21 protein-coding genes are annotated in these 21,044 nt (G+C 56.3%); 7 read left to right on the forward strand and 14 right to left on the reverse strand.

Annotated elements, in window-relative coordinates; translation table 11 throughout:
* Window positions 1-384 precede the first annotated feature (384 nt).
* Window positions 385-1,590 carry a DNA sulfur modification protein DndB gene (locus tag ASD32_RS21830; protein ID WP_060640144.1) on the forward strand — a complete coding sequence of 402 codons (1,206 nt, stop codon included), beginning with the start codon at window positions 385-387 and terminating at the stop codon, window positions 1,588-1,590.
* A gap of 476 nt (window positions 1,591-2,066) precedes the next feature.
* Here the strand turns inward: ASD32_RS21830 and ASD32_RS21835 are convergent, their stop codons facing one another.
* From ASD32_RS21835 to ASD32_RS21880, 10 genes are read right to left on the reverse strand one after another with little or no spacing between them, the layout of a single operon-like run.
* Complete coding sequence (locus ASD32_RS21835) at window positions 2,067-2,933, reverse strand: HAD family hydrolase (protein ID WP_060640145.1); 867 nt, start codon at window positions 2,931-2,933, stop codon at window positions 2,067-2,069.
* Window positions 2,887-3,789 carry a hypothetical protein gene (locus tag ASD32_RS21840; RefSeq protein WP_060640146.1) on the reverse strand — a complete coding sequence of 301 codons (903 nt, stop codon included), beginning with the start codon at window positions 3,787-3,789 and terminating at the stop codon, window positions 2,887-2,889. Before ASD32_RS21840 ends, ASD32_RS21835 begins: the two co-directional genes overlap by 47 nt.
* Window positions 3,786-4,349: a VUT family protein gene (locus tag ASD32_RS21845; RefSeq protein WP_060640147.1), complete on the reverse strand. Its 564-nt coding sequence runs from the start codon at window positions 4,347-4,349 to the stop codon at window positions 3,786-3,788. Before ASD32_RS21845 ends, ASD32_RS21840 begins: the two co-directional genes overlap by 4 nt.
* A gap of 13 nt (window positions 4,350-4,362) precedes the next feature.
* Window positions 4,363-5,064, reverse strand: a complete 702-nt coding sequence (queC, locus tag ASD32_RS21850; RefSeq protein WP_060640148.1) for a 7-cyano-7-deazaguanine synthase QueC — start codon at window positions 5,062-5,064, stop codon at window positions 4,363-4,365.
* Window positions 5,065-5,077: 13 nt separating this feature from the next.
* On the reverse strand, window positions 5,078-5,434 hold the full coding sequence (gene queD, locus ASD32_RS21855; RefSeq protein WP_060640149.1) for a 6-carboxytetrahydropterin synthase QueD: 357 nt from the start codon (window positions 5,432-5,434) through the stop codon (window positions 5,078-5,080).
* Complete coding sequence (queE, locus tag ASD32_RS21860; protein ID WP_060640150.1) at window positions 5,431-6,063, reverse strand: 7-carboxy-7-deazaguanine synthase; 633 nt, start codon at window positions 6,061-6,063, stop codon at window positions 5,431-5,433. The genes queD and queE overlap by 4 nt, the downstream gene beginning before the upstream one ends.
* The gene (gene dbpB / locus ASD32_RS21865; RefSeq protein ID WP_060640151.1) at window positions 6,060-7,178 is read right to left on the reverse strand and encodes a DGQHR domain-containing protein DpdB; all 1,119 of its coding nucleotides are present in this window, start codon (window positions 7,176-7,178) and stop codon (window positions 6,060-6,062) included. Before dbpB (ASD32_RS21865) ends, queE begins: the two co-directional genes overlap by 4 nt.
* On the reverse strand, window positions 7,096-8,463 hold the full coding sequence (gene dpdA / locus ASD32_RS21870; RefSeq protein ID WP_060640152.1) for a tRNA-guanine transglycosylase DpdA: 1,368 nt from the start codon (window positions 8,461-8,463) through the stop codon (window positions 7,096-7,098). Before dpdA ends, dbpB (ASD32_RS21865) begins: the two co-directional genes overlap by 83 nt.
* On the reverse strand, window positions 8,460-9,584 hold the full coding sequence (gene dbpB / locus ASD32_RS21875) for a DGQHR domain-containing protein DpdB (protein ID WP_060640153.1): 1,125 nt from the start codon (window positions 9,582-9,584) through the stop codon (window positions 8,460-8,462). Before dbpB (ASD32_RS21875) ends, dpdA begins: the two co-directional genes overlap by 4 nt.
* Window positions 9,581-10,519 carry a DUF6884 domain-containing protein gene (locus tag ASD32_RS21880; protein WP_060640154.1) on the reverse strand — a complete coding sequence of 313 codons (939 nt, stop codon included), beginning with the start codon at window positions 10,517-10,519 and terminating at the stop codon, window positions 9,581-9,583. Before ASD32_RS21880 ends, dbpB (ASD32_RS21875) begins: the two co-directional genes overlap by 4 nt.
* A gap of 240 nt (window positions 10,520-10,759) precedes the next feature.
* Between ASD32_RS21880 and ASD32_RS21885 the strand changes: the two genes are divergently transcribed.
* Together ASD32_RS21885 and ASD32_RS21890 are read left to right on the forward strand one after the other, a co-directional pair.
* Window positions 10,760-11,422, forward strand: a complete 663-nt coding sequence (locus tag ASD32_RS21885; protein WP_060640155.1) for a hypothetical protein — start codon at window positions 10,760-10,762, stop codon at window positions 11,420-11,422.
* On the forward strand, window positions 11,423-12,040 hold the full coding sequence (locus ASD32_RS21890; protein WP_060640156.1) for an RES family NAD+ phosphorylase: 618 nt from the start codon (window positions 11,423-11,425) through the stop codon (window positions 12,038-12,040).
* A 76-nt stretch (window positions 12,041-12,116) separates the two neighbouring features.
* Here ASD32_RS21890 and ASD32_RS21895 read toward each other — a convergent pair whose 3' ends face one another.
* The 3 genes from ASD32_RS21895 to ASD32_RS21905 all read right to left on the reverse strand — a co-directional run bounded on the left by ASD32_RS21895 (window position 12,117) and on the right by ASD32_RS21905 (window position 15,483).
* Complete coding sequence (locus ASD32_RS21895) at window positions 12,117-13,493, reverse strand: hypothetical protein (protein ID WP_244490231.1); 1,377 nt, start codon at window positions 13,491-13,493, stop codon at window positions 12,117-12,119.
* A 96-nt stretch (window positions 13,494-13,589) separates the two neighbouring features.
* Complete coding sequence (locus ASD32_RS21900) at window positions 13,590-14,387, reverse strand: NYN domain-containing protein (protein ID WP_060640157.1); 798 nt, start codon at window positions 14,385-14,387, stop codon at window positions 13,590-13,592.
* A 700-nt stretch (window positions 14,388-15,087) separates the two neighbouring features.
* A complete protein-coding gene (locus ASD32_RS21905) occupies window positions 15,088-15,483 on the reverse strand; it encodes a hypothetical protein (RefSeq protein WP_060640158.1) in 396 nt (131 codons plus the stop codon).
* A 444-nt stretch (window positions 15,484-15,927) separates the two neighbouring features.
* On the opposite strand from ASD32_RS21905, the gene ASD32_RS21910 reads away from it, so the two are divergent.
* From ASD32_RS21910 to ASD32_RS21920, 3 genes are read left to right on the forward strand one after another with little or no spacing between them, the layout of a single operon-like run.
* Window positions 15,928-16,677 carry a hypothetical protein gene (locus tag ASD32_RS21910; RefSeq protein WP_060640159.1) on the forward strand — a complete coding sequence of 250 codons (750 nt, stop codon included), beginning with the start codon at window positions 15,928-15,930 and terminating at the stop codon, window positions 16,675-16,677.
* Window positions 16,667-17,638, forward strand: coding sequence for a hypothetical protein (locus ASD32_RS21915; protein WP_060640160.1), 972 nt, complete (start codon window positions 16,667-16,669; stop codon window positions 17,636-17,638). The genes ASD32_RS21910 and ASD32_RS21915 overlap by 11 nt, the downstream gene beginning before the upstream one ends.
* On the forward strand, window positions 17,635-18,693 hold the full coding sequence (locus ASD32_RS21920) for a hypothetical protein (protein ID WP_060640161.1): 1,059 nt from the start codon (window positions 17,635-17,637) through the stop codon (window positions 18,691-18,693). Before ASD32_RS21915 ends, ASD32_RS21920 begins: the two co-directional genes overlap by 4 nt.
* A gap of 27 nt (window positions 18,694-18,720) precedes the next feature.
* Here ASD32_RS21920 and ASD32_RS21925 read toward each other — a convergent pair whose 3' ends face one another.
* Window positions 18,721-19,419 (reverse strand): hypothetical protein, encoded by a 699-nt coding sequence (locus ASD32_RS21925; RefSeq protein WP_156383289.1) that lies wholly within the window; start codon window positions 19,417-19,419, stop codon window positions 18,721-18,723.
* A gap of 125 nt (window positions 19,420-19,544) precedes the next feature.
* Between ASD32_RS21925 and ASD32_RS21930 the strand changes: the two genes are divergently transcribed.
* Window positions 19,545-19,940 (forward strand): hypothetical protein, encoded by a 396-nt coding sequence (locus ASD32_RS21930; protein WP_060640163.1) that lies wholly within the window; start codon window positions 19,545-19,547, stop codon window positions 19,938-19,940.
* Window positions 19,941-21,044 lie beyond the last annotated feature (1,104 nt).

The following is a 21,044-nucleotide window of genomic DNA, read 5'->3' on the forward strand; positions in this document are numbered from 1 at the left end:
CAGTTGACCAACGATGGCGGGCTTAACGACATATCGCAAGCTCTTGGTTTCATTACCGGATCCGCCCGCTGTGATTAACACGTAATCAACCTCAGCTGGTACACCTCACATCGGCTATGGTATGCTGATAAAAACAGACGGTATACTTGCGATGCTCTCGTTGACAGATATACTGACGGAATCAATCAATCGACTTGGTCGATATGTGGAGTAAACCCACTTGTGCGGCCAGTTCGGAGGTCGTCATGAAATTATTAGGTGAGTCCGTCACCTAAAAAAGTGTAGCGGTGGCCGGAGTGTGTTGTGCAAGGAGAGAGGCCGAGGACAGCTGCACACTGTTCTCGGCCCGCAAAAAATGTACCTCACTGAAAGGACACCCATGTCATGGCAATTCAGATACCCGTCGTCAAGGGAAGGACCCTCTCGACTGAATACTGGCTCGGGAGCTTGTCGTTCTCGGCGATATCAAAATATGTGAAACTTCCCGAGAACAGCGACTGGGACGACGTGTTTGGTGGAAAGGGCGGGCAGGAGGCGCAGCGGAAGCTCGCCAAAACGCGCGTTACCAACGAAATTGTCCCCTACCTCCTTAACAGCGATGACGCCTTCTTTTCGTCATTGGCGCTGATCCTTGTCCCATCAACCGGCAAGCCTCTCAAGGAAGGGTCCGACTTCAGGTTCATCCCAATTGCCGCTGACGGCAAAATCGGCACGCTCGAAATCGACGAGAGTGTCGACATGTTTCCCGCAGATGGTCAGCACCGGGCGGCAGCTATCATCGAGGCGCTCAAACAAGACCGAGGAAGGATGACCCCTCAAGAGGTTCCGGTCGTGCTCCTGCCTTACTACGACAAAGAGAAGCTTCGTCAGCATTTCAGCGATCTGAATCTGAATGCGAAGCCCGTCTCTCAAACAATCGGATACGCCTTCGAAAGCCGTGATCCTATTGTTATCGTGACCAAGCGGATCATGAAGGACGTGCCGCTCTTCGAGAAGCGCGTGAACGAACTCTCAAATTCGTTGGCCAAAAAGTCCCCTGCTGTCATCACGATGGGGACTTTGGTGCAAGCTCACCATATTCTCCTGGAGGCGCTGTACGGCTCAAAATACAAGGACGAGAGCGAGATCACCGAGATTCGACAACTCGATCCGGCGGATGATCGCGTCGGCGTCGTTGCGGAAAAGCTGCGTGACGTCTGGGAGGTCGTGATCGACAATATCCCCGAGTGGGATTTGCTGATGAATGGCAAGATCTCAGCGCGTGAACTACGCGAAGGGGACGAGCCCAAGGGTACAGCCGGCTATGTCTTCGCTTTCGGTCTAGGCTGGCAGGCGATCGCGACTGCTGCCGCGGCGCTCATCAAGGACGAACGAGATGACTGGTCGGAGGACCTCGCACATTGCCTGAGAGCCGTGGATTGGAGCAAGGGCGGGCATTGGCACGGCATCGCAATGGTTAGCGACCGCGTCAACAATACCGGACCGAGCATCAAAGCCACTGCCGGGTACATCCTGCGGACAGGTGGCCTTGGATCTGAAGGAGGCGCGGTGGGAGCTTTGGTCAGTGCCGCCCCTGAGGACGCAAAATAAAAGCGTAGGACAATCGATAAGGGGATGGGGCGGCTTTGCCGCTCCTTTTCGTGGCTAGAGTTGACGTGAGCCGAAGTCAATGGCGATTTTCCCGCTTCGCTCCCGCCATCAAAATCGCCGTTTCCCGCTGCGCGGTGACATCGGTTCCCGCACACTCCTCACCGGAACCTATCGTCCCGCATGGTGCGAGAGCAAGGAAACAGAATATGGGAACGGTCGGGAAATTCAAAAAAGAGGGTGGGTCTACCAGGGGGAAATCGAGAGCATTACCAGTGCCGCCCTGGCGGCGGGATTGTGCCCGTCCAATCGAAACCGAACGCCGAGGCCCCCGACTATCGCGTCTACCGCAGCGCATCGCAGGTTGACGCCGCGTGGCGCAAGAAGACTCGGGCTGGCGACAGATACCTCGTGGTCACGCTCGACGATCCAGCTTTCGCATATCCTATTCAATGCAGATTGACGCGAGTTGATGAGGACTATGTCCTGTTCTGGACTCGCAAATTGCTCGACTCCCCGCTCGCCTGCACGGGCGAGCGGCTCTCGTCCTCGGCCTGAATGAGCAGCGAAGCAGCAGCGTCGAATGTCGCGGCTTGAAATGTGGCAACATTCCCGGCCGGCAACTCCCATTTAGGCTGAAACGCGCTGGGGACATAAATTGTCTTCAAGCCCGCTTCGTTGGCCGGTCGGATATCACGGGTCAGTTGATCACCGATCATGTAAATCGTCTGGCCGTTTCGCGCCAAACCTCTCACACGCTCGAACATCCGAGCGGTTTTTGGTGCCTCGAAGACCCTGTCGATGTATCCGTTGAGATCATGGTGCTCGATCGTACGCATGACACGTTTACGGCTTCCCTCAGTCAAAACGACGGTTGTTGTGCCTGTCACGGCGAGATCACGAAGACCAGCAAGGACTCCAGGCAATAGGTCCGGCTGTGACGCAATCATGTCGAAGAAGGTTCGCTCAATCTGCGATACGGTTTCCGAGGCTAGCCGAGATTGTGATCCGTCGCTCCACGCGCGGCGGACAGCTTCGTGTTGCGAAAGACCCTGCAAAGCAAGCGCAATTGCCTGGATCAAAAGCCGCGGAGGATAGCGTAGACCGAGATGATGTCGTTCAGCGAGGGCCTGATCGAAACTCCTGACATAGTCCAGGCACGACTCCGCCGGAATTTGCCTCCCCACCGTGTTCTGGACAGCAAGAACGAGCGCAAGTTGTGCTCGCGCAAAAACTCCGTCAGTGTCCCAAAGCGTGTTGTCAGCATCGACAAGGACAAGAGGTCCCGCTCGCCTTCTTTCAAGGCGAGGTGCCGCAAGGCTGACCGTTTGCTGCCGTGGAGACATTGCTTCCACCTGTGATACACACCGAGGAGATCGGTGTCTCTATTCGAATCACCGAATTAGACTCCTTTTTCGCCGGCGGCACAAAGGCAAATACGGCCGCGGTTACGATAATCCAAAGGATCAGCGCCTTAATGGCCCAGGACTGCAAACGTTGGGCCGGTTCCAAGACCCTCACTTTGTCGGCCACTTTCACGCCGACGAGATAGGTCTCGACGATATAATTCTTGAGATACTTGACTTTGATGTCGGGAGTTATCTCGGAAGTGGCATTGGGGTCAATGAAAGCCTGCGCCCAGTTCTTAGGTTCGGTCCACGAGATCGGCATCCAAAATACCAGTGATGCCGGATGGTCGGCGCTTGTCTTCGTCGGATATCGAAAGCGCGACCGGATCGCATGAAACGTCACCAGAGCGCCAAACGCCGCGAGCAGTGCAAAAACCACGAACAGCCCGTAGCTTGCAATGATCAACCCGCTTGTCACGACCTGATGCACCCCGGTCCAGTCCACTACAGAAAGCGGATAGGCATCCGCAAGACGGTTAAAGAGAAGGCTCGAAAAGGCAGACATGAACGTCACGATCGTCAGCAATCGGGTCGCCTTGCCATCCTGATAGTCCGTGTGCTTCGTAACTTCGTTGAGGGATTCGCGCGCGAGCTTTAGTGCATCATCCAGCTTGGCGTCATCGGCCGCGAAATTTTTAATCTCTTTTTCGATCGTAGCGATGACAGTCCCGTCGTCGATCCCCGATTGGGCGTTGGGAGCCGCACTGCGAGGAAAATAGGTTATTGGCCGTCCAGCAAAGGCTTCGCAGATCGCCTGAACGCAGCCTAGCGATTCCTTGCGCATTTCGCTCATGCTGGCATCAACCCCAATCGTCGGTCACGGTTACGGATCCAAAAGAGAACCGGCAGCGCGGCAACAACCATGATCAATTTGCCGACCACCTGTCCAGCCAGAAAATCAAGCGAACCGAATGCCAGCCAAAGAAACATCACGCTATCCACGATGAGGCCGACAATGCTGCTTGCAATAGCCGCTTTGACCAGGCCCTTTTTCTGCAAAGGCGTGAACACCAGCAGGTCCGCGATCTCAGAGATCAGGAAGGCGCTTGCGGAGGCCAGCGCCAAAGACGGCGCCGTGAAGGTCGTCGACAGGAAAGCGCCAACAACGATCGCTCCGAGTGACCACAAAAGGCCGAGGCGACGCTGCACCAGATCGCGCAAAACAAGCGCAAGCCCTACCAGGAGAACCCCGCTCGGTGCAGTCAGGCCGAAGCCGACCGGGATGAGGCAAGGACCCTCTGGCACGCAAACCGTGCCGACATGACCGATCATATAATTGGCGAGCGGGATGCAGGCGGCGAAGCCAGCCAGAAATATCCCGCCCTCAATCCATTGCTTGTTGCGCGTCGTCATCCCGCCCTCCTTGTCATGCTTCTTCAGCGACGAATTTTTCGTAGCCTTTTGCCCGCAGATCACAGGCCGGGCATGTGCCACAGCCATAACCCCAATCATGGAACTCGCCACGCTCTCCGAGATAGCAGGTGTGGCTTTCCTTCACGATGATTTCCACCAACGCCCGGCCACCCAAATCCTTGGCCAGTTGCCAGGTTTGCGCTTTGTCGATCCACATCAACGGCGTGTCGAGGACGAAACGCTTTTCCATTCCGATGTTGAGCGCCACCTGCAAGGCTTTGATCGTATCGTCACGGCAGTCGGGATAGCCGGAATAATCCGTCTCACACATTCCCCCGACGATATGCTTTAGGCCGCGCCGATAGGCCAGGGCCGCCGCAAAGGTCAGAAATATCAAGTTTCGGCCAGGCACGAACGTGTTTGGGAGGCCGGATTCGGACATTTCGATCTGCATGCCGCTGGTCAGCGCCGTATCCGAGATCTCACCGAGAGCGGCAAGCGATATCGTGTGATCATCGCCCAGACGATCTGCCCATACAGGATTGAGCGCACTCAGTTCAGCGCGCAACGTGTCCCGGCATTCGAGCTCGATCCGATGGCGCTGACCATAATCGAACCCAACGGTCTCCACGCGTTCGAAGCGGTCGAGCGCCCAGGCAAGACAAGTCGTTGAGTCTTGGCCGCCCGAAAATAGCACCAGTGCAGTCGTCGACATCGCCCGATTCCTTTTACTTGCCTTCAAATTCCGCCCAGCAGGATGGCGTCTCGAATACCTTCACGGAATTCAACTCGTCGAGCAGCGGCTTGACCTTCTGCCAAATCCAGACAGCGATATTCTCCGCCGTCGGGTTCTCGAGGCCGTCAATATCGTTGAGTGTATGATGATCGAGGCTCTCGAGAACTGGCCCGAAGACCTTCTCCACATCAAAGAAGTCGATCACAAATCCAGTCCGTGGATCGACTACGCCTTTGAGTTGCAGCTCGACCCGATAAGAATGTCCGTGCATGCGATGGCATTTGTGCGTTGTGGGCACATTCGGAAGTCTGTGAGCGGCCTCGAAGGTAAAAGCTTGTGTGATTTTCATGGGATCCCGATCATTTTGTGTGTCTGCAGGCTGAGCCGCCAGCGGGGGTTTTCAAGACAAAATGCCGTCACGGCCGCGATGTTTTCAATCTGCTCCGGCCCGTCCATCGGCTGCAGGAAGTAATGCTCGAAGGAAACGTCGGGGAGATCGTCCGGAAGCAACCGCAGCTGCGGATAAACCAGCTTCAGCTCACTGCCGGATTTGAGATTGAATGGCGCGCCGGCTTTTGGACTGACGCAGATCCAATCGATGCCGTCCGGCGGTTCGATTGTTCCGTTCGTCTCGATGGCGATCTCGAACCCGTGTTCGTGAACCGCCACGATCAGCGCATCATCGATCTGCAGCAGCGGTTCACCGCCGGTGAAGACGACGTAGCGCCTGCTCTCACCGCTCCCCCAAGTCTGAGCGATCGCCGACGCAAGCTCACCGGCGTCACGAAATTTGCCGCCGCCTTCGCCATCTGTCCCGATGAAGTCTGTATCGCAGAACTGGCACGCTGCCTTATGCCGGTCTTCCTCGCGACCGGTCCAAAGATTGCAACCAGCAAAACGGCAAAATACCGCGGCGCGGCCAGCTTGAGCACCTTCGCCCTGGAGCGTCTTGAACAACTCCTTGACAGAATAGGTCATGATAAGCTCACCAATTTTTGCGGAACAGTCTCGGATAAATCGGTCGCCTGGCTACGGCGGCGCTTGATGTCAGCTCGAACAATGCCAACCAAGTACTGCGCAAGCGTGACGATGTCGCGATTGACGTTCTGAACAGACTTCCAGTTGCGCTTGTCGGTTTCGCCGAAGTTCCATTCCCCCGACGTCCAGGCTGTGTTGTCGATCAGGCAGGCGAGGCCCTTGGAAAACTCATCTGACGTTCTCGCCCCGTCGAGCAACGCCAAGAGTTCCATGACATAGCCAAGTGACATGATGCCAGCGCCATGCACGAGCCGAGAGGTCTTCGGCGTATGATCGACCCATTCTTTTCGGAAAACGTATTGAACAGCGCCATAAAAGTCGCTGATCAGTTTGAAGCAGAGGTCAGCGCCATCGGGCTCGCGAATGAGCTCGCGCATCACACCGTCGCTCAATGAATTGATGATAACACGTTGGATTGCGGTGTCCCTGATGATGCCGGTGGGATTAGTGTGTTGGTACACCTGTCCCTTAAGCAGCGACTTTTCATCGTAGTTCAAGCGCGCAGCGATCTCTGCGGCAACGGACCGGTCGCCGAGACGGCGCGGCAGGCCGGTGACTGTTGGCAGCAGTTCATAGATCAGCGATTTCGGCAGCGGCCGGGTGTTGTTGATCAAAACGAACTGCCGGCGTAGTTCTTCGTCGTCCCTGCAAATGATTGCGGACACGAAGACCTGGAAATCTTTCTCGTGAACCTGCCCGAGCGCTGTGAGGCGTTGTTGCCCGTCGACGACCATGCCGGGCGCGCCGGCGGCGATATCGATTTCGACCGTGCAGCGCCCGTCGGCGCTTTGGTCGAACACCTGGACGCTGTTGGTAAAAGCAACGACGATCGGGTTCGGCAAAATTGCTTCCGGCTTTTCCAGATAATCCCGGATCTCACGAATGTGACCGGCGATCTGTGGACGCTGAAAGCCGCTCAGCGCGCCTGCATCATCGCGTGCGACCCGCTCGATAACGGCAAACTTCTGCAGATCAGACGCTAGCGCTGCAAATGAAAGGACTGTGTGCGCTTCGCTCTGTCTGGCTCTGATCGCTTGGAATTTCAATGTTGTCATTTCGGCCACTATTAATTGGGAGTTGGTCGACCAGGGCATCGTAGACACCCAGATTGTGAATGCCGCGCCGCTTGTTGCGATTGCTCGCTCGAAAGATCACTACTTCGATCGAAAGCGCAGAACAGATGGGGCAGCTGCACCGCTTCCAAGGCCTATCGCGAAGCGTTCGCTCATAGCGTTCGCGAAGGTCCTTGACTGCTTTAGCGCCAGGCAATTCGTCGATCGTCGTCCCCATGACCGCGGGCGTGGCATAGGCTAAGACGCTGTCGAGTGTCTCTTCCAGTTGCGCTTCGCCTTTGTCGTATGAGCGGAGCGCCGCCAGAGCGGTTTTCTCCATCGAAACCAACCGCTCCTGGTTGAGCGACCCGCGCTTTGCGAGGCGCTGTAGCTTTGGGTTCTCAAGCGCCTGAGGGACGCGGATAGCTGTGTAGTATTCGAGTTTGCCGCTCTTTGTCGGAAGGAAGTAGTTCGCCTTCGCGTCTTTGAATGCACGGATCAACGGCGACGTCGTGTCAAAACTGGTAATATTAAAAGAGCCGAAGGTGTGGATCTCATCAGCCTTCGCAAACCCTAGAATATGAAGGCGGGTACTTGGCGGGATGGCGTCCCGGATCGCTGTCAGACAGGATTTGATCTGTGCCGCCTTCAGCGGAACGGTACCGCCGAGTGCCAGGTAATCGTAGCCCATTGCGACCAGACGGCGCGCGCTTTCGGCCATGCTGCCAGGGGACCAACCCTGGATGACACCCATTGGCGTGAACCGGTTTGACATATGCTGCGTTGCCGTCCGAAAAGCGGCCGCATTCTCAAGCGTAATCTCAAATCGCCGGCGTGCCTCTTGAGTGCCGCCTTTAAACCCGGTCAGGCTTTCGTCGAAATCGAAAATGATATGGTCGACCGAGCAGCCGTGGGTAAACCGCGCATCGTCGTAAAATTCAGCGGTGTCCTCCGGCGTGTACGGAGGCTTTTCTTCCTTATGATATGTAAACGCCCCGCAATCGCCAAAGATAGGTAGATGTTCGAATGCTGGCTTGTCGAGGCGAAGAAACTCCCGTGCACCCACCCGGCGGAAGCGCATTGACTGTGCTTCCGTATATTTTCCGCCCACTGCGGCGCCGCCGACGATGCCGCGGGAAACAAGCATGCCTTTGTACGGGGCGTATCCCATGATTTCATGTGGATAAGCGTCATCCCAATAGGGCGTGCGGCCCTCCGAATAACGGTCGCGGAGAAAGTCGTAACCGGGATCGACGTGATCGAGACTGTCGGCAAAAATGAACTTCATCGTGTCGGCCTCGATAACTTCCGGTCGAGTTGCATCAGGTGCTCGGCAAGCAGCCGATTGTGCTGCGGCGTGCCCTGGATCTCATTCCACTGGAGGCCAAGCCCTTCCCAGGATCCTTCTGTCCAGGCGCATAGCGGCGCGATCCGGTGCAACGCCTCCCGGACCTCGGCCTCCGGCGTCGCAGAACTGTCGGCACGTAGCATCACCTGATCCATCAAAGCGCCCATTGCCTTGATGCCCGCAGAATGCATCAGCCGACTTTCCGTCGGTTGCTTACCCCATGCCTCCTGAAATACGTCACGTACCGCCGTCCAGTACAGAGCAAGCGCCTCGTACATCGCGTCGGGATCATACGCTTCCGCCGAAAGCTTATATTGATGAAGAGCCCCGTGAGGGCCCTTGAGGTTTTGCTTTATCACATCGATCAAAGCCGTGTCATTAACGACGCTCTTCTCGTCACCGGCATCGGAGGCGCGTCGTATCAAGTGATAGAATGGTGACTTCTGCTGCCGATTAAGGAGATTGCAAAGCTCGCTTGGCAGCCGGTTGGCGGCGAGATCTTTTGGCAGAAGTGACCCGACTTCAGGGAGTAACTCGTTGATCAGCCGAACATCCAGTGCTTTGACTTTGTTGACGAGGATAAACTGTTCGCGATGGACTTGCACATCCTGGGAAACGAAACCGACAACCGGGACGGGGAAACGACTGTCCTTGGCTTTTGCGAGCGCCAAAGATCGTTGCTGGCCGTCGACGATCCAAGCGGCTCGCTTTCCGTCCTCATAGAGAGGAATATTCAATGTGCCTGAAACGCCAACCTCCGACAGCCCTTTTGGCTTCGGGCCGCGGGAGACGTCAAACGTCACGTCGGATGAAAGGGCGAGGGTAATAGCGTTCGGGAAGAGAACCGGGCCGCTGTCTAGAAATTCGACGATGGCCTTGACGTGGCTTTTGATTTCCTTGCGCTGGAAGCCCTTCAGGTCTTTTTCATCGCGATGGATACGGCTAATGTTGGCAATCCGCGTCAGGTCCGAGCCATGCAGAAAAAACGCATAGACGTCGATACGATCGCCTTGTTGCGTTTTGACCGCTCGAACCGTCAGATTTTCCTTCACGCTCTTCACAGCGCGCCCTCTTCGCGGATCTCGGATGTGAGTCTGGAAAATCGCTTCTGCTCGCAGGCGATATTCAACTCATCCCGCAATATCCGGAGCAGCCTTGTCGCCCGACCATCAGCGCGTGACCAGTGATCCCGGACGATTAATTTAAGGTCACTGTCCGACATCCGCGTGCCGGATTTGGAAAGAGGGCGATCCCATCCGGAAAGCGCGATCTCAACGAGTTCGGCATGTTCTTTAGCTCTCGCAAGTGGCGCAGCGGCGAGGATATTCTCGACAAAATGGCGAACGGCACGGGACGCGAAATCAGACCAGGTGCCGGGCAAAGTGCTCTGCGGGCCGTCCAGGCGGTCATCATAAGGAAGTCGGACACTCTCCAGGCGAGGGTTCAGATTGGGCACGTCGCGACCACCGACTATCCTTATCCTCTCACACAACGCGTCCGAAATGCCTTGAAGAGCTGGGGCTACCATTCGCAAATAGGAGGACGGAAGTGCGATCATGATAAGGCCGCTTGATCGGCCGAGCAGGTCGTTCAGCATCTTGTGCCCGCCAAGCGCTGCCCACCAATCGGCGTCGCCATGATCCTGAAGCTTGTCCAGGACACAATCCGGGCTGCCTTTGGAAACCGTCAGATTATAAGAGGGTATTTCTTGCTGGCTGCGGATGAGGCCGAGCCCGGCCGATACGATATGGAGTTCGGCCTGGGCGGCATCGGCCGCTTTCTTCGCCTCCACAAATGATCGGCCGCAGTAGATGTCCTTTGCCGGAGCCATGGCCTCGACAGTTGCAACCTTCGCCATCCAGGATTGGGCGACGTGCCCTAAAGTGCCGATCGGCAAATCTCGGGCGCACAGGAAAGGATTGGGGGCAACCCGCTTTCTTTGCGTGCAGGCGGTGAGGATTACGGGCATAATGGGCGTCTCTGTGGCGTCACCCATTTACTGGAGCAACCGATGTCGGTAGTGATATAACTGCGCTGCAGTATTCAGGTCAATACAGAAACTGCAACCGCTCTTTGGTCTCCCCAAGAAACTGCGCTTTTGATTTTCGGCATTGCAGTTACTGCTGGTTGGTAAAGCGACTCCGAGAAGCCACCCGCTCCATTGGCCTTCACCAACTTAACGAACTTGACGAACCGACAACGATTGGCTACATTGATTTCGAAAGGTGGATTGTCAATGCCCGTCACGAAAACGACAGCACGCGAAACTCCAAATATCGCGCTATCGATGAAGCTGCCCCGCAAGGCTGATTTCGAAAAAGCGTTGCTCAATCAGTATACCAAGGCGGTGCTGCTGAGCCAGAAGGCTGGCCATCAGGTGAGTTTCCGCGTCGTCGTCGATCCGCGCGCCGGAGCGCAGACAATTTCGATCGTCGAGGAAGACCCGCTGGTTGGCGATAGTGCGTTTCCAGTCGAAGAGGCTGGCGAACCGGATGAGGAACTGAAGGCAGCCTTGTCCGCCGCACGAGAGCGCGGCCGTCGCCGCGTTGCAGAGATCCTCAGCGAGGACGACATGCTGAGCGCTGACGCCTTTTCCGATCTTCTTGGCGTTTCGCGGGTCACGGTCAATACCAAGCGTCAAAACGGCCAGGTTCTCGGCTTGGATGGCGCCAAGCGAGGGTTCCGGTTTCCGGCCTGGCAACTTGATCAGGACGGCCGGCCCTATGCGTCGCTTTCAAAATTGCACGAGATCCTGGCTGGTGCCTGGGCCGTTTACCGCTTCCTTGTTTCGCCCCACGGCGCGTTTGAGGGTGGCACCGGGCTCGACGCCCTGAAGCGGGGCCAAGATAGCGACGTGATCGCCGCAGCCGAGGGCATTGCCCGCGCTGACTTTCGCTAAATGGCGGGTATCAAGCCGCCTGCCGGTTTCGAGCGTAAGCCGCTCGATCTCGAAACGATTCCTTCAGGGCGTCGCTTTGGCAGGATCTACGCAAGCGCCTTTCCAGACCCGCTGGGATTTGGGAAGACCGCGAGCCGGTTCAGCGATCCTCGCCGACGTGACTCAACGAAGCGTTTCGGCGTTCTTTATCTGGGCGAAACACTCAAGGTCTGTTTCCTTGAGGCGGTTCTGCGTGATCGCCGCGACGGTCTTATCGGCGATCTTCCGGTCGAGGAGAAAGAAATCTATGCGCGGCGCTACGCTGAGGTCGAGACGATCGCAGACCTCAGCCTCGTAGACCTGCGTGACGATCACGCCATCAGGATGGGGGTTCCAACTGACGTGGCGAAATCCTCGCGTCAGAGCCTTGCGCGCTCCTGGGCGCTGGCATTCCACGAGCATCAGTCGTTTCCCGACGGTATCATCTATCCATCTCGCCTCAACGGCCACACGAATATCGCTGTCTTTGGGCGTGCCGTCCCCAAGCTGGCGCCGGTCCGGGTCGTGCCGCTGATCGGCGCACCAGGGCTCGCCGCGGTCATTAATGACCTGCGTGTGAGTCTGGTCGATTTCCCTTGAAGCGTTGCTGGTTTGAGCCGCCTGTCGTGAATCTTGGCTCGGCTGAGGAGCCTGTGGCGGTCAGGCAATGATGCTCTCACTTTTGAGTTTGTCTCTCGTCGGTAAAAGACAAATTCAGCGTTTCCTGCAGCTTGCCCAGCGTTCCGTCCTTCCGAAATCGAATTCCCGACACAATGAAGCTGACGCTGCTGCCGCCCGAATATAGGGTGACGCCCGTAACCAACAGGCGTAAGAGCTTGCCCCGGCTTTCGGATGTGACAATGTCTCCAGGCACGATTCCAAGGATGGACCGGGCAAGCGCTGATCGTTCCGCTTCGAGCTCGGTATCCCATCGCTCAAGCTCTGTTTCGACATGGCGGAACGCGTCTCGCGCGGCTTGGAAGGGACGCTCCTCCCCAAACCACAAGCGATCCACGACCGAAAGGATTTCTCCCGGGACCTCCTTCTGCATTGCGTAAGCGGCGTGGCTCATCATTTCGTGGATCCGTTCCGCCTCTTGCAGGGCGCGAACCCGGTCCACATAGGGCGTGATTGCCACCCCCGAAATCACCGGCGAGAGCACCTTGTTGGAAGCGGACAAGAAGTCGAGAGGCATCACCTCCCGCAGGCTGATCCGGTTGGTCGCATGCCGCTCGGGCGGCTCTCCCTCGCGCCACGACTTGCGGTTCCATTCCACCCAGATCTCGCGCGCCGAAACACAGAGCCAACTGTCCAGGAACAAGTGCGATTCTGGGGAGTAGAGATGGTGCGTCGACCAGGCGTGATCTGCCGCCGTCAGCGGCATCACCACGTGCTGGAGTTCTTGATCCCTGACCATCGCCGAAAGGGCGCCAATCCGCTCCTGGAGTGGCACAGTCAGGCGGACAAAGATCACCGGCCCATCCGCCCTGAAGGGTGCTCGGTTGCTCTCGGTCTCGAATACTAAGAGCTGCTGCCGCGCCATTGGCAATAGGCGCTCGACGAGTTTGGCAACACTGTTGCGGACAGACGGTCCCCAACGCGTAACAATGCGATCTTCTTCCACCCAGGCCTGTGCCCGTCCCTGAATGAGCAGCAGGACCTGTGCTGCCACATCGCGATCGAGGTTGGCGAGCGGCCTGGCAGCTGGCGGTGGAGCAATACCGGCGCCCCGACTGTTCATCTCCGAAAACGCCATTTCGAGGAACTGGCGCTGCAGTTTCGAAAGCGCTTCTGCTGTTTTCGCACGCAACTCGTCGCGTCGCTTAGTGTCGAGTTCCTCGCGGAAAGCAACCAGGGCTGGTCGGCGTGGTCGCTGCCCGGCTTGCATGCGGGCCCAATAACCGCGACGCGGCTTTGGGACCTGCAGCTTGGCGCAGAGTTTACCGATCGCCACGTCCGAAAGGCCAAGTTCCTTGGCGATCTCGCTGGTCGGTTTCTCCCATACGAGAGCGAAGAGTTCTTCCCTCGATAGTTTCCGTTTTGGCATCTTCATGCATCTTTTTCATTCGAGCGTCTTCGACAAGGCGACACCTGTGGTTTGGTAGCGGAACATTTTGATAGGCCGCCGCGGTCCCATTGGCGGCCGAGCCTAACCGTTGGGCTTCGGCCTTGCCTTCCCCTTCATACGGACCGTGACGATCTTCGGGCTGTCGCCGCTTCGTTCCACGTCCACGATGCCGGAAGCCTCGACGAGGTCGGTGAGGCGGGCAAAACCGTAGTTGCGCGCATCAAAGTCCGGCGATTGTTTCGCCAAATGGGCGCCGACACGCGCCAGGTTGGCACGGCCGTCTTCATCGGCCGACGCCGTCACAGCATTCTCGAGCATCTTCAATGCCGCAGCGTCAAGCTTCGGTTTTGCGGGCGCCTTGGCTGGGGATACCTTGGCCTCCTTGGCTTTCACTACGGCAGCCGGTTGCGTATCTTGGCGGGCATCGGGCTCGACGGAGTTGGCGTTGAGGACGTCGAAATAGACGAACTTGTCGCAAGCGGTAATGAAGGGGCGCGGGGTTTTGCGTTCGCCGAAGCCATAGACGGTGACGCCCTGTTCGCGGATACGCGACGCCAGCCTGGCGAAATCGCTATCGCTGGAAACGATGCAAAATGCGGAAAAACGGTCGGTATAGAGTAGGTCCATCGCGTCGATGATCATTGCCCCGTCCGTAGCATTTTTCCCCGTCGTGTAGGCAAATTGCTGCACCGGTTGGATCGAATGCTCCAACAGACATTCTTTCCAGCCGTTGAGGTTGGGCTTGGTCCAGTCGCCATAGATGCGCTTGACACTGGCGGTGCCATAGGTGGCGATCTCGGCCAGGAGCCCACTGACGATCTTCGGGGAGGCATTGTCGCCGTCGATGAGGAGAGCCAACGTGTCGGATGTGCCGGTCATCTGTCGAGCCTTTCTTGTTGCAAGCATTCCTTTTTGCCTCAAACAAGCAGGTTCCGCCACTTTGATCCTAAAAGCTGCGCCCTGCTTCGGGCGCAAGCAATTCGCTACACGACGCAACTGCTACAGCATATTTCGTGCGAAAACGCTGCGCCGGCGACAGTCGGTTGCGCCTTCCGCCTCGCGGCGCTAAGGCTCCTACGACCGCCCGCGTACCGGCCGAAACGTATCGCGAATTCTGCTTTCTCCCCCTAACGGCGTTACTAGGTTGAAAGCCCCGATGCCCCCCCATCCCCTTTACAACGCCTTCGGCGGTCGACGTGCCACGCTGCAGCCAGCCGAGAAGTTCAATGCAACGAACGGATTCCGAGCTTACGACAGCGAATTCCGCAGGTGTCAGCGCATGGTGCTGGCTGTTGTGGCCTCATGCTTGGCGTCAAGAACCGCGACATGCGGATCAAGAAGACTGCGGAAATCCTATGGCCTAATGACAAAATACTGGTTGCCATCCGGACAGGTGACCCATTGACCCTTGTTGAGCATGTCCTCGTGGGCCTGGAGCATTGCGACCTTTGCCGCGGTCATTCGTAGCCGCCTGATATGTAACGCGGACGCGGTCCCGGCACCAGTCTTTCAGAACGTGAATGCGCATTATCCGCGGGTAGCAGGACGGCGCATCCATCGAGAAAGACGCTACGTTGCGCTATCTCGTGAGATGATCAAGAACCAGAGTAGCGTCGCCCAACGTCTTCACTGCAAGCCTCGCGAGTGGCTTGGTCGCAAACTGCTTGTACCCTGAAAGATTGCTGTTGGCGCCATTGCCGTTTGCATCAATCCAGGCACGGCTGCCTTTGGGCTCCTTCTCTACCCGCTCGATCGTTGGAGGCAGATCGCGCGTCATTCCCAGACGAACGACCCACAGATTGATCCGATCCGCGTGGTCGAACTCAACCCCTAGGGCCCGGCCACCGCGCTTGCTCTCGAACACTTCAAGATGCGCCTTCCTGCTGGTATCGCGAGCACTTGAGACTTCTACGAAGTCTCGGCGCAGTCGTGCACGCAAAGCGCCTTTAAGGTTGTCGATTTCGGATGTTGTCACGGCATATCTCCTTAATGGTCGCTTGAGATGTGGTCAGAATGGGTCCTGTCTAACGTCATTTATTGAACAAAAACAAAAACTATGCCGCCTCTCGAGATTCTTTTGCGTATGGTTGCAAAGCTTCATGATTTAGGTTTTCAGCGTCGCGTAATAGCGCGATAGACAATAATTTCGGTTACTTGGCCGAGGTATTGTGCGGACACACTGGTTCGACCCCTTCGAAGGGATACCCACTCCGCCGTCGCTTTTTTTGCTCCTCCGCGATCCTGTAACAGGCATGATATCCGCGGCTTCCCTTCATAAGGTTGTCCCTCAAGGTTTATCGATTTTGAGCGCCTCGTTGGCGCTACCATAGCTAGTTGTCGCGATCAGAGGGTGCTCTTAAGTGAAAATTAGAGGCTGATAGGTCAGCCTTCGGCTCATTGATGCAAGGGACCAAATTCTATGATTTTTGAGCGTAAGCGATGTGTATCGCGGTTTTTCCCGATCTTTTTCGCGGTGTTGAGTTTACATGCCGGCTCCGTTCGAGCCGAAGAGCAAGGCCCTTCACTTGAGTTAGCCAACGCACCAGGTTTTACCGAGCGTTATGCCGGCAATACCCAGGTCAACGGACAGTTTATCTCGGGCCTCGCTTACGCCGGCAAAACGACGTCTGGTGTTTTCAGCGATCTTAGGATCGGGCTTCTGCGGGATGTTGCTGCAGCGCCATCCATGCTCTGTATTCGGGTCGTCACGGATGATGGGCGCTACTGGGCCGCCAACATGTATCGCGCCAACGGAGCATTTGACGTTCCACCAAAGGTACCGATCTCGACGAAATACGCCGAGCAACTCGATATGTACGGCGCGGACAGTGTCCTCATGCTTGCGACATTGGCTGGAAATTGCAACGAAGCCATCGGCAAGGTCTATGTGCCGGGCATTATTGGGGGAAAAAGTCCCGAACCTATGCTCGTCGCTTACGTGAACGTGAGCCAGAGCAAGGTGTTGGCCAGCCTACAAGCTGAAGACAAAAGCCTTGTCGAGAAGGGCAAGTGCAGGAAGCCGACCGGTGGCCCGCGTGTAACCTATTCGCACGTTTGCGAAATACCTGTTCCCGGTTCGATGAGAGGAAAGAGGGTTGAGCTTGTTGTCGGTGTCAAAGGGCTAACAGGTAAGGCGACAGAGCAGCGCTACGCAGTCCATGTTGAATAATCTGAAAAGGCTTCCCTGGCTGCATGTCGGCGTGTCGCTGTCCCTTGCGACCCTATTGGCGTTTGGCGCGGTCTGGGGATTGTTCTGGTTCTATGGCACGCCGAGCACGCTGACATCGATCAAGGCCCGGAGCGAACTCGTCACTTTCGACGTCTTCAATCCGGAACTTGCCATCATTCATGCGCAAGGCCTGCGTATCAGCAGTTGGCCTGACGCCAGCCTTGACGGTGAATGCGGCGCCGGCGCCTTCCTGCCAGGTGTCGGCTCCAAAGTTACCTATCAGCGCGTGGAGCAGGGCGCCCTGCAAATCACAATCGAAGGAGCGGGGGAACTTCGCACATCGGCAGGCGGAACCGTTCCGTTCGAAGGGGAATTGCTGCTCTTCCATGATCCCTCCTGCGAGCCGGGATTGCTGGCCAATCGGCTTACCGTCTGGGGGCCCGGCAAGATTGGATCCCCTTTCTCGATGCGCAGCGACGGTCCCGGACCGATCCTTCTGTCCGCGACACTCGATGTTTTTGGCAGAACGATCGATGTGCCCTTCTTCGGCCGAAGCGGGTCGATGTATGTCGCCATTGAGGAGATGGCCATTCCTCCGGGGAGTTTCATTGAAAGCGATCGGCCGCTTGACGGCACAAACGAGGAACCGACGCTGAATCCGGAAGGTGCAATGTTTGGTTTTGTGGAGATCTCTGGTGAACCGGGGCTTTCAGTGTTTGTGTCCACAGAATCTCGGCAACTTGGCGTGACAACTCCCGGTGCACGGGCCAACAGCAGTCGTATTGATCTCGGTCTGTTCGTACAGGTCTTGAACGATCCCGGTTTTCTTAAAATCCAGTTATCCTTTGCGCTGCTGTTGCTGTTGGCACCAAAGCTCATAAGTGCTTTCGATCTGATCTTCCCCCCGCAATGGCGAAACCGTCAACGATCCACATCTCCAGCAGAGATATCCAGTGAATGAAATTCAAAAGTCGCTTAACAGCCTTTGCTACCATTTTTGTTCTGTCCAGCGTTGCTTGCGCGCCGACTCTTGCGGAAACCATTCTGCTCGCTCGGGGCGACGATACTTTTGGGCAGGGATGGCTGTTCCTGGACGCATCTGGCCAATGCCGGATTGCGACACCCAGGCATGTCGTCGAAAGAACAGACGGAACATTGTCTGCACCGGATCTGCTCGATAGCTTTGGTCGGCTTCACCCCACGGAATCACCTGTGGCTGCCGTTGATGATGAGGTTGACCTTGCCTTCCTGACGGTCCGTGGGCCGATTGCGAAGGAGGGGTGCAGCAGGGATCGAGTCCGGTTAACACCACTTCAGCCGATCATCGAAAGCATCAAGCAGGCCACGTTGGAGATCACGACCCCAACGGAGCGGCAGTCGTTGGCTGTTGCTTTCCGCGCACTTTCTCGCGATAGCGAGGGCGGAAAGATCATCGCTCTTTCACCGGTTGATGACGAGGTCTCCCTCCAGAAAGGGATGAGCGGCGGCACAGTCCTACACAATGGCCGACCGATCGCCATGCTTTACGAGGTCGATCCCGATGAAGGCGTAGGCATTGCGCTGCGCTATGACCAGATTGCGTCAGAGTTGCAAAAGCTTTCGGCCGCCACGAAGTCGAAGATTGGGGAGCAACGCCGCTCTTTCAACAATCTCATGTTGCTCAAGGGGCGTGTCTCAAAAAGAGACACAAGTATCGGCTCGTTTCTGTCGGGCACATCGCCTCTGCATCTTTCGCCTGTTTCAGGTCGTGTAACTTTCGTTATGGAGATGGACAGGCTGTCTAAGGTCAGCGGGCTACGCATAAACGGCCGGGGGTTGTCGGGGCAGGGTGCCTTGATTGTCGAGACTGACACCGATGGCCAAGGGTTCGTGCCAGGTACACGTTGTGAGCTAACGGACGACGTAGTCTGCGCGATGTCGCCAAGGCGTTTGTCGCGGCTTCGTGTGACGATCACCGGCCCGGCAGAAGCAAACTACACGATTGACAGCCTCGAGCCATTCGGCGGACAGCAGTAGCGGCCCTCCTGCGCCGATAGCACGCCACTAGTTTCCTAGCGGGGGTTTGTCATTATCGAAAAGATGCAAAGTCACAGGGAACAGGAAACCATCGTCAATGTTGCAACTGCCGAAGCCTTTCAGCGTGAAGCCTTGGTACTGCGTAAATTCAAAGCTGCAAGCTTTCGGCGAATTTTCAAACGTTACCGGCGTCGTCACAGTAATCATGCCACCCCGTATATTGCCCGATCCTGTAGACTCCACATTAGGCCGTTCATTGTTAAGAAATTTGACTGCGAACTCAAGTGCATCGCTACCTGGATACTCGGACTGAAAGCTGAACTGATAACCCGTTCGCTCGAAAAAGCGAAGCAGATCGCTAGCCCCCGTTTCTTTCGCCGCTTGCTTATCGCTGCCGGCCAGAACTGTCTTCACGCCATCGGGAAGGGCCGCGGTGACGACAAACGTGCGGAAGCCGGCAAAATGAACGCGTAGTGCCAGGGAGCGCACATTGGCATCGTCTAGGGAAAACGCTGTTCGAATGGCAAGTTGAACCTCGGTGGCGTTGCCTTTTTTTAGGATTTCTTCGAGTTGTGCCAGACGCATCAGCGGATCCGGGTCGTTGATCGCATCGATCACGCTCTGCAGTTCCCCATACCGCGCTGTCACGTCCGCGAAGGCTGTTCCCGACACGGCAGTTGACAGGATAACGGCTGCAATTAAGATTTTGTAAGGAAGCTTCTTCATTTCTGGCTCCGCGTAGATCACTCCCAAGATCTAGCGCATCTTTCAATAACCCCGAGTTAAGGCGGTAACGCCAAAGTACCGGCGAAGCTGTCCGCAAGCCGCGGTGGCAAGCCAGGAGAGGCAGAATGCATAACGTTCAGGCAGGTGATCCGGCAGACGAAGTGCGCCGGCTACGTGCTCTCCACGTCAGTGTGAATGATATCGCGCGCCAGACCGGAACCACGGTGTTTGAGGTCTATGAAATCTCTGAAGGACGAGGGGTTGCAATCGAAAAGCTTGCGCGTCTCCACGAAGTCCGGGGAATAGGCTGGCCATGGGATGAGATGGCGCATGACCCCGACGTTCAGCAAGAGCCGTCAACCGTTGCGGCAATAAATGCAGTACGCGCAATCATTGACCTATTTCGAGGGACGAGCCTGGAGAACCCAATTCGGTTGGCGCTCGACGCACTGCCAATTGAGGAGAGAAAGAGGCTGGTTGAGATCGGGACAAGGATAGTACAGAGAACAGTCAACGAATAGTTTCAGTGGCGGGAATCAGCGTAGATAGTTGAAGGTGCCGAAATTCGAAAAGTCGTTATATCGGGAGTGTGACATTCCAACTTTGCACAAACAGGACACTTCAACTTTGCGGCTACTACTACAAATCACGTAAGCTCGGTTATGGAACTAAGCTTTTGATTTCAAATGCAATTTAAAAACCAGTAGCCTTGTGCTCGCCGAGGACAACGAAATGCGAACGGTCGCTACTCGCGCAATGTCGCCGCCTCAAATCCGGCTGGTTCAAGTTCACGGTCTCGAACGTACGGAGCTCTGAGATCTTTGCGATCAAGCGAGTGAGCTCGTTTCGGGGTTTGACGTGATAAATTTTTTAGGTAAGTTAGTTTTGCTGACTAGCAATAGTGGGCTGGGACGCGGTCCAACTTGGCACCACCCTTCGGGGAACGGTAAATCCGCAAATTTCGATATTCCTTCCGGAACCTACGTTCCTGGCGAAATAACGGTGCCGGTAGCCAGTCGCGATTTTAGGATCGGACATGGATTTTCTCAAATCTGAGTTTTCTTTCAAGTCGGCATCGCGTGCCGTAGAACGTTTGCTCAAACAACGTGGCAATGCGCCGTCAGTCACACCTGATGAGCTTTTAACTGTCTTGCTCCCCGTTGCACGTTTGCCCAATGGTGACAGACTTGTCGCTGGAACGGTACGGCTTGCTGAACATCTTAACGCGTCGAGTCGGACAGTGTTAAGACAACCTGAATTGCAGCAGTTACTATCCCTGTCATTCACACAGGCTCCCTACCAAAGGCTCCACGCTCGCCTGAAGAGACCTACGGACTTCCGAAGCACATTTGACGATATACGAGTGGCACCCTGCTACATCAGTGAAGGCGAAAGGATTGAGCACCCTTTTCCCACGACGTTACGAGGGATCGAAGAACTTGCAGCTTGGCGAGAGGCCTGGGAAGAGTGCGCGTTTTCAACGAAAACAAGACCCTTCTTTCCTCCTATGTTGCCGGTCTCCTACTTTGAAGGTCGTGGCACGCGATATGAGTATCGTCGGGATTGGGTGCCGAGCGTTGGCAGAGTCCCTCTTGCCGCGAACGGTCGCTGCTGCGTCCTGGTTC

The organism is Rhizobium sp. Root483D2 (genome assembly GCF_001426685.1).
GTDB classification, from domain to species: Bacteria; Pseudomonadota; Alphaproteobacteria; order Rhizobiales; family Rhizobiaceae; genus Pararhizobium; species Pararhizobium qamdonense.

Coding starts and splice junctions, on each gene's coding strand:
- queE (WP_060640150.1), bottom strand. CDS start 6,063: ATGACCTATTCTGTCAAGGAGTTGTTCAAGACGCTCCAGGGCGAAGGT.
- ASD32_RS21895 (WP_244490231.1), bottom strand. CDS start 13,493: ATGAAGATGCCAAAACGGAAACTATCGAGGGAAGAACTCTTCGCTCTC.
- ASD32_RS21845 (WP_060640147.1), bottom strand. CDS start 4,349: ATGACGACGCGCAACAAGCAATGGATTGAGGGCGGGATATTTCTGGCT.
- ASD32_RS21920 (WP_060640161.1), top strand. CDS start 17,635: ATGAAATTCAAAAGTCGCTTAACAGCCTTTGCTACCATTTTTGTTCTG.
- ASD32_RS21840 (WP_060640146.1), bottom strand. CDS start 3,789: ATGAGCGAAATGCGCAAGGAATCGCTAGGCTGCGTTCAGGCGATCTGC.
- ASD32_RS21830 (WP_060640144.1), top strand. CDS start 385: ATGGCAATTCAGATACCCGTCGTCAAGGGAAGGACCCTCTCGACTGAA.
- queC (WP_060640148.1), bottom strand. CDS start 5,064: ATGTCGACGACTGCACTGGTGCTATTTTCGGGCGGCCAAGACTCAACG.
- ASD32_RS21880 (WP_060640154.1), bottom strand. CDS start 10,519: ATGGGTGACGCCACAGAGACGCCCATTATGCCCGTAATCCTCACCGCC.
- ASD32_RS21890 (WP_060640156.1), top strand. CDS start 11,423: ATGGCGGGTATCAAGCCGCCTGCCGGTTTCGAGCGTAAGCCGCTCGAT.
- ASD32_RS21930 (WP_060640163.1), top strand. CDS start 19,545: ATGCATAACGTTCAGGCAGGTGATCCGGCAGACGAAGTGCGCCGGCTA.
- ASD32_RS21885 (WP_060640155.1), top strand. CDS start 10,760: ATGCCCGTCACGAAAACGACAGCACGCGAAACTCCAAATATCGCGCTA.
- dpdA (WP_060640152.1), bottom strand. CDS start 8,463: ATGAAGTTCATTTTTGCCGACAGTCTCGATCACGTCGATCCCGGTTAC.
- ASD32_RS21835 (WP_060640145.1), bottom strand. CDS start 2,933: ATGTCTCCACGGCAGCAAACGGTCAGCCTTGCGGCACCTCGCCTTGAA.
- dbpB (WP_060640151.1), bottom strand. CDS start 7,178: ATGACAACATTGAAATTCCAAGCGATCAGAGCCAGACAGAGCGAAGCG.
- ASD32_RS21925 (WP_156383289.1), bottom strand. CDS start 19,419: ATGAAGAAGCTTCCTTACAAAATCTTAATTGCAGCCGTTATCCTGTCA.
- ASD32_RS21910 (WP_060640159.1), top strand. CDS start 15,928: ATGATTTTTGAGCGTAAGCGATGTGTATCGCGGTTTTTCCCGATCTTT.
- ASD32_RS21915 (WP_060640160.1), top strand. CDS start 16,667: ATGTTGAATAATCTGAAAAGGCTTCCCTGGCTGCATGTCGGCGTGTCG.
- queD (WP_060640149.1), bottom strand. CDS start 5,434: ATGAAAATCACACAAGCTTTTACCTTCGAGGCCGCTCACAGACTTCCG.
- ASD32_RS21900 (WP_060640157.1), bottom strand. CDS start 14,387: ATGACCGGCACATCCGACACGTTGGCTCTCCTCATCGACGGCGACAAT.